Raw genomic sequence first — 14,036 nt, 5'->3', positions numbered from 1 at the left:
CGTGACCTTGTTCTTCTTCGTGGTGGTGGTGGTGTTTGCCGCCGCATTCGCCTTCCTGAACGGTTTCAGGGACGCGTCAACGTCCGTGGCCCTGGCCGTGCGCACCAGGGCCCTGACCCCGACTGTGGCCGTCCTGCTTGCCGCCCTCTTCAACTTCGTCGGCGCCGGGCTGAGCGGGCTCCTGGCGCTGCAGGTGAGCAGAACCTGGATCTCGCTGCCGCCGGGGGAAAACGGCCTGACCATCCTCATTGCCGGCCTGCTCAGCGCCGTAGCCTGGGGCATTTACACCTGGTGGCGCGGCATTCCCTCCTCGTCCACGCACGCCCTGGTGGGCGGGCTGGCCGGCGCAGGCCTGGCCAGCGTGCTGGTGGGCGGCAATGCCGTGGACGGGGTGAACAACTCTCTCTTGTTCCAGGTGGTGCTGCCCCTCCTGTTGTCCCCCGTTATCGCGTTTGTGGGCGCATACCTGTTGGTGTGGCCGGCCACGTGGGCGGCCCGCTACACGCCGCCCAGCGTAGTCAACAGCCGGTCGCGCCGCGCCCAGGCCATTGCTGCCGGAGCGGTGGCCTTCGGCCACGGCCTCCAGGACGGACAACGGACCGGGGCGGTGCTGCTCCTGGCGCTCTTCGCCGCGGGGCTGTCCGACGGCGCCGGCATCCCCGGCTGGGTGCCGCTGCTCACCGCGGCGATGCTGGCGGCCGGAACACTGGCCGGAGGCTGGCGCATTTCCTACACCATCGGCTACAAGCTCACCCGGATCGATCCGCTCCGGGGCTTCGTGGCCCAGCTCTACAGCTCCGTGATCCTGCTGCTCGGGGCCATCGGACTGCAGTGGCCCATTTCCACCACGCACACGGTGACGGCGGCCGTGCTGGGTGCCGGGAGTAACCAGGGTTTCCCGGTGACCAACCGCAGGCTGGTGCTCCGGATCCTGGCGTTCTGGGTCCTCACACCCGTGCTGACGGCAGCTGCCGCCTTCGTGCTGGAGCTTTCCCTCTCACCCCTGACGGAGCTTTAGGTTTCGACAGGCTTTATCCGAAGCGGCCGGAGACGTAGTCTTCGGTGGCCTTCTGGGTGGGGTTGCTGAAGATGGTGTGGGTGTCTCCCACTTCAATGAGCTTGCCCGGCTTGCCGGTTCCCGCGATGTTGAAGAACGCGGTCCGGTCCGAGACGCGCGCGGCCTGCTGCATGTTGTGCGTGACGATAACCACCGTGTACTGGTCCTTGAGGTCGTTGATGAGGTCCTCAATGGCCAGGGTGGAAATGGGGTCCAGTGCGGAGCAGGGCTCGTCCATCAGGATGACCTGCGGCTCCACGGCGATGGCGCGGGCAATGCACAGGCGCTGCTGCTGGCCGCCGGAGAGTCCGGATCCGGGCTTGGCCAGGCGGTCCTTCACTTCGTTCCACAGGTTGGCGCCCTGTAGGGAGCGCTCCACCAGGGCATCGGCCTCGCCCTTGGAGATCTTCTGGTTGTTCAGCTTCACCCCGGCCAGGACGTTGTCCCGGATGGACATGGTGGGGAACGGGTTGGGCCGCTGGAACACCATGCCGATCTGCGAACGGACAGTCACCGGGTCCACGCCGGGGCCGTAGAGGTTGTCCCCGTCCAGCAGCACTTCGCCTTCAACCCGGGCGCCCGGAATCACTTCGTGCATGCGGTTCAGCGTCCGCAGGAACGTGGACTTGCCGCAGCCGGACGGGCCGATGAATGCCGTGACGGACTTGGCTTCGATGTTGATGTTGACGTCCTCAACGGCCAGGAACTTGCCGTAGTAGACGTTCAAATCCTTGACGTCGATGCGCTTAGACATGGTATTCCTTCACTTGCTGGATACGAATTGAATTTTACCGGCGGAACTAGCGGCCGGTCTTGGGTGCGAAGATCCTGGCAATGAGCCGTGCGCCGAGGTTAAGCAGCATGACCAGGATGATGAGCACCAGCGCGGCACCCCATGCCCGCTGCGAGGACGGATCCGGGTTGGACGGCGAGGTGGGGTTCAGGATCTGCGTGTAGATGAAGGTAGGCAGCGAGGCCATCCAGCCGCCGAACACGTTGTTGTTGATGGAGGTGGCGAAGCCGGCGGTGACCAGGATCGGGGCGGTTTCGCCGATCACTCGGGCAATCGCCAGGGTGACGCCGGACGCGATGCCGGAGATCGCCGTCGGAATGACCACCTTGAGGATCGTGCGCCACTTGCGGACGCCCAGTGCGTAGGCGGCTTCACGGAGTTCGTTGGGGACGATCTTGAGCATTTCCTCGCTGGAGCGCACCACCACCGGGATCATCAGGACGGAAAGCGCGACGGCGGCAACGGCTCCCGTTTTGGTGCCGGGCCCCACGACGGCGAAGAAGAACGCGGCGGCGAAGAGGCCCGCGACGATCGACGGGATGCCCGTCATGACGTCCACGAAGAACGTGATGGCCCGGGCCAGCGGGCGGTCCTCGCCGTACTCCACGAGGTAGATCGCGGTCAGCAGCCCCACCGGAACGGAGATGACCGTGGCCAGCAGGGTGATCTGGATGGTGCCCAGAAGGGCGTGGTAGATGCCGCCCACAACAGGAGCACCCTCCTCCACGCTCTTGTTGTCGAAGGCGCCGGTGACGCCGTTCATGGAGGTGGTGAGGAAGCCCGGATCCAGGAGGCCGGGGAGCCCGTTGACCAGGACGGTCCAGATCACCGAGATCAGCGGCAGCAGGGCCACCAGGAAGGAGCCGACCACCAGGCACGTGGCCAGTTTGTCCTTGGCCTTGCGTCCCCCTTCGACGGCTGCGCTCCAGCCCACCAGGCCGGCAGTGAACAGGATGGCGGAGACGATGCCCCAGCCGAACGCGTTGAAGCCGATCACGGCCAGGATGGCAGCGCCGACCACCAGCGCAATTGCCAGGACGACGTACGGCGCGAATTTGGGCAGCTGCCCCTTGGTGAGTGCGGAGCGCTTGCGGACAGGGGTGAGGGTGGAGGTCATTTAGTTGGCTCCCGAGAATTCTTTGTGCCGGCTGATGATCCAGCGGGCAATCATGTTGACGCCCAGCGTAATGACGAACAGGACCAGGCCTGCCGCGATCAGCGTGCTCACCTTGAGGCCGCTGGCCTCGGGGAAGTTCAAGGCGATTTCGGCGGCGATGGTCTGGTTGCCCGACTGGATCAGGCTGGCGGTAAGGGCGCCGGAGGACAGCACCAGTGCCACGGCCATGGTCTCGCCGAGTGCCCTGCCCAGGCCCAGCATCACGGCGCTGACGATTCCGGGGCGGCCGAACGGAAGAACCGCCATCTTGATCATTTCCCAGCGGGTGGCACCCAGGGCCAGGGCGGCTTCCTCGTGCAGCTTGGGGGTCTGCAGGAAGATCTCGCGGCTCAGGGAGGTGATGATGGGAAGGACCATTACGGCCAGCACGATGCCGGCGGTGAGGATGGTCTTGCCGGTGGCGGACGCAGGGCCCTGGAAAATGGGCAGCCAGCCCATGTTGTTGGCCAGCCAGTCATAGGCCGGGGAGATTTCCCTGGCCAGGAACGCGGCGCCCCAGGCGCCGTAGACCACCGACGGGATGGCGGCCAGGAGGTCGATCACGTAGCCCAGGCCGGAGGCGAGGCCCCGCGGGGCGAAGTGCGAGATGAAGAGCGCAACTCCGATGGCCACCGGGGTGGCAATGACCAGGGCAATGACGGCTGCGATCACGGTGCCGATGACGATGGGCCAGATGTAGGCGAAGAAGCCTTCGCCGCCTTGGATCTTGTCCGGTGAAGCCACCAGGGCAGGGATCGCCTGCACTACCAGGAAGAGGGCCACGCCGAAGAGCACGGCGAGGATGAGGCATCCTGCGGCCAGGGCGGCTCCGGAAAAGACCTTGTCTCCGGCGCGTCCTGCGCCCCGGGACTGTGTCAGGGAGGTGGTGGTCACAAACGATCCTCTGGGTTCGAATAGAACCGACTGCCTGGTCCGGGCTGAACCGGCAAGCAGCGGTGAAACTGGCTGTACTTCGGACAAACACCTAGGTTCCCTGCCCCGCGCGGCGGTCAGTGACCGACCCGCACGGGACAGGGAACCTGGCTCAGGCTCGTGTTTCCACTATGCCTTGCTGTGCAGTGAATCCCCTAGGACTTGACCTTGATGGATTCGATGGCCTTGGCAGCCTTCTCCTGGAGGTCCTTGGAGAGGGGAGCGGACTTCGCAGCGTCAGCTGCCGCCTGCTGGCCGGCATCGGAGACCACGTAGTTTTCGAAGGCCTTCACCAGGTCAACGGTTTCCTGGGTGGCGTAGGTGGAGCACACCACGTGGAAGGAGACCAGGACAACCGGGTAGGCGCCTTCGATGGTGGTCTTGCGGTCCAGCTTGATGGACAGGTCGTTGGCGGAACGGCCTGCCACCGGCTTGCCGGCGTCCACAGCCTTGGCAGCAGCCTCGGCGGAGATCTTGGTGAAGGTATCGCCGACCTTGACCTGGGCGATGCCAAGCTTGCCGCTGACGGCCGAGTCATCGGCGTAGGTTACGGCACCCGGGGTGTCGGTGACGGTCTTGACCACACCGGAGGTGCCCTTGGCGTTCTCGCCCTTCAGGGATGCGGGCCAGACGCCGGCAGCCTTGTCGGTCCAGACCTCCGGAGCTGCGGCGGCCAGGTAATCGGTGAAGTTGCTGGTGGTGCCGGAGTCATCGGAGCGGTTGACCGGCGTGACCTTGAGGTCCGGCAGCTTGGCATCCGGGTTCATTGCGGCGATGGCGGGATCGTTCCAGTTGGCGATTTCGCCGCGGAAGATCTTGGCCACGGTGGCGGCGTCCAGCTTCAGTTCCTTGACATCCGGAATGTTGAAGGCGATGGCGATCGGGGAGATGTAGACCGGAATGTTGATGGCGCCCTCGGGGCCGCACTTTTCCTTGGAGCTGGCGAGCTCCTCGTCCTTGAGGTAGGCGTCGGAACCGGCGAACTGGGCCGAACCGTCAATGATGGCCTTGCGTCCAGCGCCGGATCCATCCGGGGAGTACTGCACGGAGGCGCCCTGGTTGGCGGACGCGAAGTTGGTCTTCCATACGTCCATGGCCGCGCCCTGGGCGGAGGAACCGATGCCGGTGAGGGTGCCGGTGACCTTGGCTCCCGTGGCGGAGGGTGCACCGGACTGTGCAGTGTTCGTGGCGTTGTCTGAGCCACAGGCGGTGAGCGCGAGTGCGCCGGCTGCGATGACAGCGATAGCCGCGTGGCGGCCGAAGCGGAGTGCCTTCACTAGATGTACCCCTTCCAGGGATTTCTGATGCGTAGCGGACCGGAGACGTCCGAACATAAGAAGTTGCGTACTTTTTGTACCTTTATTGAAGGTATGGGCCTCAGGTAACGGGATGTGGGGACCAAGGTGAACGGAGGGTTAACGACGGCGGGACATCGGCTTACATGTGCAGCGTCACCATTGCGCACATCACATCACGGGCCGTAGTGCAACGCCAGTGAATAGACTGGAACGCATGGCCATCCCAGCAGGACTTTCAGCAAGCGGGCGTTTCCTGCGCGGCCGCATCCGCACCGGCCTGGTCCGGAGCCGCAACTCGCTGATCCCCGCTGTCCAGATGACCGGGTGCGCAGTGGGTGCGTATGCCTTCGCCGAATACGTATTGGGGCATTCGGGTCCCCTGTTCGCGGCGACGTCGTCGCTGATCGCGCTGGGCTTCTCGCGGGAGCCCCGGCTGCGCCGGGTGGTGGAGGTGGGCCTGGGGTGCACCATCGGCATTGCGGTGGGCGACCTGCTCCTGCACTGGCTGGGCGGCGACATCTGGGTGGCCGCCGTCGTGCTCCTCACCTCCATACTGCTGGCGCGTTTCCTGGACAGCGGCAACATCTTCACCACGCAGCTGGGGCTGCAGTCGCTCCTGGTGGTGCTGCTGCCGGCGCCTGCCGGCGGCCCGTTCACCCGCAGCATTGATGCGATAGTGGGCGGGCTGTTCGCGCTGCTGGTCACCATCCTCGTCCCCAAGGATCCCCGGCGGGAACCGCGCAAGGACGTGCAGAAGCTGCTGCACGAACTGGCCGAGGTGCTGCGCGAATGCGCCCAGGCCCTACTTGGAAGCGACTCCACCCAGGCATGGCATGCCCTGATCCGCGGCCGGAACTGCCAGCCCCTGGTGGACGCGATGCGCCATTCCCTGCGCGCTTCCGGCGAGGTGGCCACGCTCGCACCGGCGTACCGCAGGCACCGCGATGAGCTGGACCGGCTCGAGCAGTCGCTGGACTTCATCGACCTTGCGCTCCGGAACAGCCGCGTTTTTGCCCGCCGCCTGACCAGCGCCATCAACCATGCCGCCTTGTCCGACGAAGCCACCGACAACATCGCCGAAGTGCTGCAGGAGACCGCAGCCGCCATCGACGAACTGTCTTTGGGCCTTGCAGAAACACACGACGGCGCGCGGCGGGCCCACCTCCGGACGGCCCGTCAGGACCTGAGCGGGATCGCACTGCGCCTGCACCCGAGGCTCCTGGAAGTCCAGCGCCTCGAGGGCGAAACGGTGGTCATGCTGTTCCGTCCGCTGATGGTGGACCTGCTCGAAGCCAGCGGAATGGATTCCAAAGAGGCCCGGGACATCCTCCCGCCGCTTTAGCGCGGGCCGGGTGGTGGAGCTCGTCGAAAGCAACCAGGGCGCGCTCGATCACAAGTAGTGTCGCTGCCCCCGGATAGTGTGGAGCAATGGCAACAAAGACTTCCCGGGCGTCCAAAGCCCCGGCTTACAAATGCGCCGAGTGCGGCTGGACCACCGTCAAGTGGGTGGGACGCTGCGGCGAGTGCCAGGCGTGGGGCACCGTTGAGGAAACCGGCGCCGCCGTTGCGCGCACGACGGCGGCCACCACCGTATTGGAGCCCGCCCGCCGGATCGCCGACGTCGATGCCACCACCGCGGCGTTCCTCCCCACCGGGGTGGATGAACTGGACCGCGTGCTGGGCGGCGGGCTCGTTCCGGGTGCGGTCATCCTCCTGGCCGGAGAACCCGGCGTCGGCAAGTCCACGCTGCTCCTGGATGTTGCCGCCAAGTTCGCCCGCACGGCGCAGGACGTCCTCTACATCACGGGTGAGGAATCAGCTGCCCAGGTCAAGCTGCGGGCGGACCGGATCGATGCCGTTGCGGAGTCCCTGTACCTTTCGGCTGAAACGGACCTCGGGCAGGCCCTCGGGCAGGTGGAGAAGCTGGAACCGCGGCTGCTGGTGGTGGACTCCGTCCAGACGCTCAGCAGTGCCGACGTCGAAGGCAGCGCCGGCGGCGTATCCCAGGTGCGTGAGGTGGCCGCGTCCTTGATTGCCGCGGCCAAGCGCCGCAACATGACCACGCTCCTGGTAGGGCACGTGACCAAGGACGGCTCCATCGCCGGACCCCGCCTCCTGGAGCACCTGGTGGACGTGGTCTGCCAGTTCGAGGGCGAGCGCCACTCGCGGCTCCGGCTGCTGCGGGCCGTGAAAAACCGGTACGGGCCCACTGACGACGTCGGCTGCTTCGACCTCAATGAGGACGGCATCGTGGGCCTTGCCGATCCCAGCGGCCTGTTCGTCTCCCGGACCAAAGAGCCCGTGTCCGGCACGTGCATCACAGTAACCCTGGAAGGCCGGCGGCCGCTGCTGGCAGAGGTGCAGTCGCTCCTGGCCGAAAGCGCCAGTTCGCAGCCCCGCCGTGCCACCAGCGGCCTGGACAGCTCCCGGGTGGCCATGCTGCTTGCAGTGCTCCAGCAGCGGGCCGGCTGCCTGCTGCACAAGGATGATTCCTACGTGGCGACGGTGGGCGGCGTGAAGCTCAGCGAGCCGGCAACCGACCTTGCCGTGGCTCTGGCCGTGGCCTCGGCCAAGGCCAAAAAGCCGCTTCCCATCCGGCTGATTGCCTTCGGCGAAGTGGGACTGGCCGGGGAAGTCCGTCCCGTTCCGGGCATCAACCAACGCATCCAGGAGGCCCACCGGCTGGGCTTCACCCACGCCGTGGTCCCGGCAAGCCCCAACGGCCCGGGACCAGTTCCGGCCGGTTTCTCGGTCCGCGAAGTGGGGCACCTGGCCGAAGCCCTGAGCCTGCTCATCAGCTGATTGTCAGATGGTGGACCAGCCTCCGTCGCTGGGCAGGATCGCGCCGTTCACGTTGGCTGAATCCTCGCTGAGCAGCCAGGTGATGGCAGCTGCGAGCTGGTCAGGCTGGGCCACCGAACCCACGGTGGCCTGGAGGATGGGTCCGATCCGGCCGGCCGCGAAGTCCGACTTCCAGGGAGCTTCGATGTTGGTGGCAACGGCCCCCGGTGCCACGGCGTTCGCCCGGATCCCCTGGGGTCCGTAGAAGAACGCCACGCTCTTGGTGAAGCCCACCAGCGCATGCTTGGACGACGTGTAGGCGGCACCGGAAGCGGACGCCCGGAGTGACGCCTCGGACGCCACATTCACGATGGTGCCCGTCCCGGCCGCCAGCATCAGCGGCAGGACCGCACGGGTGAGGCGCATGGGGCCGGTCAGGTTCACGCTGAACACCCTGTCCCAGGTGGCGTCGTCCACCTCGGCAGGCGGCAGGAAGGCGTCCATGATCCCTGCGACGTTCGCCAGGCAGTCCACCCGGCCGTTGGCCGCAGCCACAATCGCGGCGGTGGTCTCCGGTTCGGCTACGTCTCCGGAAACCGTCACGACGTCGAAATCCGGCAAACCCGCGGCAAGGTCCGCCAGCCGCTGCTCCACAACGTCCGTGGCGATGACCCTGGCGCCTTCATGTGCCAGGCGGGTGGCAGTGGCCAGTCCGATCCCGGAGCCTGCTCCCGTCACAATGACCGTCTTCCCCGCGAAGCGGGACGGGTACGCGGCTGGCGGCATGGCCTGCTCCTCGGCGTAGGTGGCCCCCGGCAGGGGGCGCGGCTATGGTTACAGGCTCCCGCTGAAGAGAGGACTGCACAAGCGACTTAGGGCCCTAGTGGAGCCCCCGAACCGGGCGCACTCTTGGCATAGAAAGTGCAAGCCACGAAGGGAGCTGCCATGATGTGGGGTTACGGTCCGGATATGGGCTGGATGTGGCTGTGGGGATTGCTGATGCTGGTGGGCATAGCCCTGCTGGTGCTGGTCGCCGTGCGGCTGTTCTCCGGTGGCGGCCGCGGCGGGTTCACGGGAAGCGGATTCAATCCGCCGGGGCAACCGGGAGCGGGAGGTCCGTGGCCCGGGGCCGGCGGTCCCGGGCAGGGGCGCAGCAGGGCCCGGCAAATCCTGGACGAACGGTTCGCGAAAGGGGAACTGACCGCTGAGCAGTACCGCGAGCAGGTCAGGATACTCGGCGAGGAGCACTAGTGCCTCCCGCCAGCACGCCTCCCCCGGGTCCGCAGCCGGGTCCCCAACACTCTGCCGGGCGGCAACCGGACCGGCAACCCGGCCCGGAAGCACGCCGCGAGCCTGTGGTTTACCGCCCCGGGACACGCCCGATGAGCCGGCGCGGCGCGCTGCTCCTGGGCGGACTCGGAGCGGCTGCCACGGCGGCCGGCGGAGCGGGGCTGTGGTGGTCGCTGGCGTCCCGGTCATCGCCCCGGACTGCCCCGGTAACGGGAGCAGAACTTTCCCAGCCTTCCGAGTTGCGCAGCACCGGCGGCCGGCTGGAGGTGCGGCTCGAAGCTGCCGCCGCCCCTATTGAGCTGGCCGGGCAGCAGGCCCGAACCCTGGGCTACAACGGCGGGACCCCCGGGCCAACGCTCCGCCTAAGGCAGGGCGATGTCCTGGGCGTCCGGCTGGTCAACAGCCTGGAGCAGCCAACCAACCTGCATGTCCACGGACTGCACGTCTCCCCCGAGGGTTCCGGGGACAACGTTTTTGTGGTGGTCAATCCGGGTGCCGCCCACGACTATGAGTACAGGCTCCCGCCGAACCACCCTCCGGGAGTGTACTGGTACCACCCGCACCACCACGGCATGGTGGCCGACCAGGTTTTCGCCGGCCTCTTTGGGGCGATCATCGTCGAGGATCCGGAACCCCTTCCGGTCAGCACCGAACGAATCCTGGTCATATCCGACACCACGCTGGACGGCGGCGGGAACGTCGTCCGGGTGTCGCAGATGGAACGGATGCTGGGTAGGGAGGGCGAACTGCTCCTGGTCAATGGCCAGAGCAGCCCCGAATTCAGCGCGATGCCGGGCAGGCGCGAGCGCTGGCGCATCATCAACGCCTGCGTGGCCCGCTATCTGTCGCTACGGCTCGACGGCCAGCAGCTCCAGCTGCTGGGGATGGACTCGGGCCGGTTCCGGACACCGGAAAACGCGGAGGAACTCTTCCTGGCACCCGGCAATCGGGCAGACGTGCTGGTCACCACGGCCGCAGGAAACTCCGTCCTCCGAGCCGCGTATTACGACCGGGGCAGCATGGCCGGCATGATGGGCCAAGGACCCGGCCCCAGGCCTTCGGACCGGCCGGCTGCGGCGGGCGCGGCACTGGCGACGTTGCGCGTGGCCGGAAGCGCCGCACCTCCCCCGTCGCCCCTGCCGCCGCTGCCGGCAGGCAGGGACCCGGACGACCTGCGCACGGCCGTGATGGCGGCGCGACGGCAGCTCACGCTCTCCTCCGGTGCAGGCATGGGCATGGGCGGCGCCATGATGGGCTTCACCATCAACGGCAGGGAGTTCAGTGCGGCGAGGACGGACACCGCGGTGGCGGCAGGAAGCGTGGAGGAATGGACCCTGACCAATCCCAGCCCCATGGACCACCCTTTCCACCTGCACGTCTGGCCGATGCAGGTCATTGAGGAGGGCGGCCGCGCGGTGGACCGGCCGGAGTGGCGGGACGTGGTCAATGTTCCCGCGCAAGGCCGGGTGAAGGTCCGGGTGGCTTTCAAGGATTTCACCGGCCGGTCCGTCTACCACTGCCATATCCTTGACCATGAGGACCTCGGAATGATGGGCGTCATCGAAGTCCGTTAGTGGGAAGCCGGCGCAGATGCGCCGGCCCAAGGAGGTCCGGATGCCGGAAACCAACCGGAGGAATGCGTCCTTCGGGGAATATTTCGCCCGCGTGGGTCCGCGCATGGACGCGCGCGGGGCAGCGGAGCACCGGCGGCGGCTCGTCGAGGCAGCGCACGGCACCGTCGTCGAAATCGGGGCGGGCTACGGTGCCACCTTCCCCTTCTACCCTGCAGCCGTGACCAGTGTGCTGGCGCTCGAACCGGATCCGACGCTCCGGGCCCTGGCCCTGGCGGAGGCAAGCCGGGCGCCGGTTCCCGTCACGGTCCACGACGGTACAGCGGAATCGCTGCCCGTGGCTGATGAATCCGTGGACGTGGTGGTCTCCTGCCTCGTCCTGTGCAGCGTGGCCGACCAATCCGCCGTCCTGGCAGAGACGCTTCGGGTTCTCCGGCCAGGCGGCCTGCTGCTGTTCTACGAGCATGTCCGCTCCGCACACCGTGTGCTGGCTGCTGCCGAGGACCTGCTTACCCCGCTGTGGAGCCGCATGGCCGGGGGATGCCATCCGAACCGGGACACCGCCGGCAGGATAGCGGCCGCCGGCCTCACGCTCCAGAACATGGAGCGCTTCGGGTTTTCAGCCCTCCCCGGCAATCCGCGGATCGCCCACATCATCGGTGCGGCGGAAAAGCCGCGGACATGAAGAAGGGCGCCTGCCGCACATGGCAGGCGCCCTTCATTCAAACCGGACGTCGGTGGTTAGGCCTTCTTGGGCGGCAGTGCCAGCTTGAACACCTTGGCCCACGTGGAGCCGACCTGCTTCCAGATCGGGCCGGTGGTGTACGGCAGGCCATAGCGCTTGCAGATCTCCTGCACCTTCGGCGCCACCTCGGCGTAGCGGTTGGACGGAATGTCCGGGAAGAGGTGGTGCTCGATCTGGTGTGACAGGTTGCCGGTCATGAGGTGCATGAACTTGGAACCGGAGATGTTGGCGGAGCCGATCATCTGCCGCACGTACCAGTCCCCGCGGGTCTCGCCCTCCACCATTTCCTCGGTGAAGGTGTCCGTCCCCTCGGGGAAGTGACCGCAGAAGATCACCGCGTGGGCCCAGACGTTGCGTACCGCATTGGCGGTCAGCGTGCCGTAGAGCGCCTGCTTGCCGGAGCCGGTCAGCATGGCGACGGCCGGGGTCGCGGCGTAATCCTTGGTGAACTGCTTGAGCGCCTTGACCCCGAGGGCCTTGAGGTCCTTGACCAGCGCTTCCTTGGACTTGTTGCCTTCCTTGAAGTCCTGGAGCTCAAGGTCGTAGATCGCAATACCCCATTCGAAGACCGGGGCCAGGATGGCGTTGTAGAGCGGGTTGCCGAGGTTGAACGGCTTCCACTCCTGCTGGGGGTCCATGCGCAGGAGGTTGTACCCGACGTCGTTGTCCTTGCCCACCACGTTGGTCCAGCGGTGGTGCAGGTCATTGTGCGTGTGCTGCCACGCGCGTGCCGGGGTGACAAAGTCCCATTCCCAGGTGGTGGAGTGGATGTCCGGGTCCCGCATCCAGTCCCACTGGCCGTGCAGCACGTTGTGCCCGATCTCCATGTTTTCCAGGATCTTGGCAAGGCTCAGCAGGGTGGTGCCGGCAATCCAGGCGCCCTTGTTCCGGCTCACCAGGAGAGTCGCACGGCCGGAAATTTCCAGTCCGCGCTGGATCTTGATCATGCGGCGGATGTACGCGGCGTCTGAGGCGCCGCGCTTGGCCAGAATGTCGTCCTTGATGGCATCAAGTTCGCGGCCCAGCTCGGCCACCTGCTCGTCTGAGAGGTGCGCTGCGGCCGGCGGACGGATCAACGGGCTGCCGGAAGTGGCCAGCGCACCGCGCCGCGTCTTTGCAGACGGCACAACGGCGTCTTCCGTGGTCTCGGGTTCGTGGTTGGTAACTATTGCCATGCGGTGGTGCTCCTCAGATCTCGAGGTTAACGGGTCCGGCGGCTGCCGATACACACGTCTGGATTAGTTGGCCCGGCTCGCCGTGGACTTCGCCGGTGCGGAGGTCGCGGACATGCCCGGCCCGCAGGGGGATGAGGCAGCTGTGGCAGATGCCCATCCGGCAGCCGCTGGGCATCAGCACGCCGGCGTCTTCGCCGACGTCCAGCAGCGGAGTGCTCCCGTCCGCCTCAACCTCGCGGTCGGAGGCCTCAAAGGTGACCAGTCCGCCGTCGTGCCCCGCACCCGCCGCCAGGCTGGTGGTAAAGCGTTCGATGATGAGGTTGATCGGGTCGGCCGCAAACGGTCCCTCCGGCTGGTGGGACCCTCCGCCAGTGTCGGAAGCTTCAGCCGCCGCGGCGGCAGCTTCGGCTGACCACAGCGCCTCGGCGTCGTCCAGGAAGCCTTCGGGGCCGCACGCGTAGGCCGCGCGGTGGCGCCAGTCGGGGCAGAGTTCGTCCAGCACGGCGGCAGAGGAGAAGTCCACCCGGCCGCGTTCGCCGGTAAACCAGTGGATGACCTTGAAATTGGGGAACTGATCGGCAAGCTCGGACAGTTCTTCCCGGAAGATGCTGTCCTCAGGGGTCCGGGCTGAATGGACCAGCACGACGTCGGAATCCGGGCGGTGCGGCACCAGCGTTCGCACCATGGACATCACGGGGGTGATGCCGCTGCCGGCGGTAAGCATCAGCAGCGGCCGGGGGTGCTCGGGGAGGACAAAGTCACCCTGCGGCGGTGCCAGGAACAGGACGTCGCCCGGACGGGTGTTGCGCACCAAAACACCGGAAACGGCGCCGACGTCGGTCACCGTGATAGCGGGATCCTGGCCGGCGGGAGCGCTCAGGGAATAGGAACGCCAGTGCCGCACGCCGTCGAGTTCGACGCCGATGCGGGCCCACTGGCCGGCCTGATGGGCCTTCCAGCCGCGGCCTGGACGGAAGAAAATGGTGGCGGAATCGGCCGTCTCGGCGACCACCCTGGTGACCACGCCGCGCAACTGGCGGGCGGAGAACACAGGATTGAAGAGCGACAGAATGTCTTCTGGAGCTAGCGGGGTGGTCAGTACAGATGCGGCGCGCGCCAGCTTACGGAGCCGGATCATGTTATTAACCTTATGTTGGATCGAGGCATATTTCTTCTCCCAAGGCATACGATCGAACGTTCTAAACTGTTCCCCCGAAACAACTTATGGAAGTCTCTC

At 66.6% G+C, this 14,036-nt stretch carries 13 protein-coding genes; 6 read left to right on the top strand and 7 right to left on the bottom strand.

The genetic code is table 11. From position 1 onward, the window contains the following. Window position 1 precedes the first annotated feature (1 nt). Complete coding sequence (locus ACFVWT_RS10840) at window positions 2–1,018, top strand: anion permease (RefSeq protein WP_390247807.1); 1,017 nt, start codon at window positions 2–4, stop codon at window positions 1,016–1,018. Between the two features lie 13 nt (window positions 1,019–1,031). Here the strand turns inward: ACFVWT_RS10840 and pstB are convergent, their stop codons facing one another. From pstB to pstS, 4 genes are all read right to left on the bottom strand, one after another. Beyond that, complete coding sequence (pstB, locus tag ACFVWT_RS10835; protein ID WP_011690076.1) at window positions 1,032–1,811, bottom strand: phosphate ABC transporter ATP-binding protein PstB; 780 nt, start codon at window positions 1,809–1,811, stop codon at window positions 1,032–1,034. 46 nt (window positions 1,812–1,857) lie between these two features. Continuing rightward, entirely contained in the window at window positions 1,858–2,967 is a 1,110-nt protein-coding gene (pstA, locus tag ACFVWT_RS10830) for a phosphate ABC transporter permease PstA (RefSeq protein ID WP_390247806.1), read from the bottom strand. After that, window positions 2,968–3,900: a phosphate ABC transporter permease subunit PstC gene (gene pstC / locus ACFVWT_RS10825; protein WP_043476868.1), complete on the bottom strand. Its 933-nt coding sequence runs from the start codon at window positions 3,898–3,900 to the stop codon at window positions 2,968–2,970. A gap of 194 nt (window positions 3,901–4,094) precedes the next feature. After that, entirely contained in the window at window positions 4,095–5,216 is a 1,122-nt protein-coding gene (gene pstS / locus ACFVWT_RS10820; protein WP_390247805.1) for a phosphate ABC transporter substrate-binding protein PstS, read from the bottom strand. A 235-nt stretch (window positions 5,217–5,451) separates the two neighbouring features. On the opposite strand from pstS, the gene ACFVWT_RS10815 reads away from it, so the two are divergent. Together ACFVWT_RS10815 and radA are read left to right on the top strand one after the other, a co-directional pair. Continuing rightward, window positions 5,452–6,579, top strand: a complete 1,128-nt coding sequence (locus tag ACFVWT_RS10815) for an aromatic acid exporter family protein (protein ID WP_390247804.1) — start codon at window positions 5,452–5,454, stop codon at window positions 6,577–6,579. 86 nt (window positions 6,580–6,665) lie between these two features. After that, window positions 6,666–8,039 carry a DNA repair protein RadA gene (gene radA / locus ACFVWT_RS10810; protein WP_209752491.1) on the top strand — a complete coding sequence of 458 codons (1,374 nt, stop codon included), beginning with the start codon at window positions 6,666–6,668 and terminating at the stop codon, window positions 8,037–8,039. A 3-nt stretch (window positions 8,040–8,042) separates the two neighbouring features. Here radA and ACFVWT_RS10805 read toward each other — a convergent pair whose 3' ends face one another. After that, on the bottom strand, window positions 8,043–8,804 hold the full coding sequence (locus ACFVWT_RS10805; protein ID WP_390247803.1) for an SDR family NAD(P)-dependent oxidoreductase: 762 nt from the start codon (window positions 8,802–8,804) through the stop codon (window positions 8,043–8,045). A gap of 159 nt (window positions 8,805–8,963) precedes the next feature. On the opposite strand from ACFVWT_RS10805, the gene ACFVWT_RS10800 reads away from it, so the two are divergent. From ACFVWT_RS10800 to ACFVWT_RS10790, 3 genes are all read left to right on the top strand, one after another. Then, a complete protein-coding gene (locus ACFVWT_RS10800; RefSeq protein ID WP_390247802.1) occupies window positions 8,964–9,269 on the top strand; it encodes an SHOCT domain-containing protein in 306 nt (101 codons plus the stop codon). 131 nt (window positions 9,270–9,400) lie between these two features. Next, the gene (locus ACFVWT_RS10795) at window positions 9,401–10,882 is read left to right on the top strand and encodes a multicopper oxidase family protein (RefSeq protein WP_390247801.1); all 1,482 of its coding nucleotides are present in this window, start codon (window positions 9,401–9,403) and stop codon (window positions 10,880–10,882) included. Window positions 10,883–10,922: 40 nt separating this feature from the next. Continuing rightward, window positions 10,923–11,564 carry a class I SAM-dependent methyltransferase gene (locus tag ACFVWT_RS10790; RefSeq protein ID WP_390247800.1) on the top strand — a complete coding sequence of 214 codons (642 nt, stop codon included), beginning with the start codon at window positions 10,923–10,925 and terminating at the stop codon, window positions 11,562–11,564. A 56-nt stretch (window positions 11,565–11,620) separates the two neighbouring features. On the opposite strand, the gene ACFVWT_RS10785 is transcribed toward ACFVWT_RS10790, so the two are convergent. Together ACFVWT_RS10785 and ACFVWT_RS10780 are read right to left on the bottom strand one after the other, a co-directional pair. Beyond that, window positions 11,621–12,799 carry a fatty acid desaturase family protein gene (locus ACFVWT_RS10785; protein ID WP_390247799.1) on the bottom strand — a complete coding sequence of 393 codons (1,179 nt, stop codon included), beginning with the start codon at window positions 12,797–12,799 and terminating at the stop codon, window positions 11,621–11,623. Window positions 12,800–12,812: 13 nt separating this feature from the next. Then, a complete protein-coding gene (locus tag ACFVWT_RS10780; RefSeq protein WP_390247798.1) occupies window positions 12,813–13,937 on the bottom strand; it encodes a ferredoxin reductase in 1,125 nt (374 codons plus the stop codon). Between the last annotated feature and the right edge of the window lie 99 nt (window positions 13,938–14,036).

The sequence above is a fragment of the Arthrobacter sp. NPDC058288 genome (assembly GCF_042880995.1).
In the GTDB taxonomy this organism is placed as follows: Bacteria; Actinomycetota; Actinomycetes; order Actinomycetales; family Micrococcaceae; genus Arthrobacter.
Note: the sequence above shows the minus strand (reverse complement) of the source record. Positions and strands in the feature narration are given on the sequence as shown.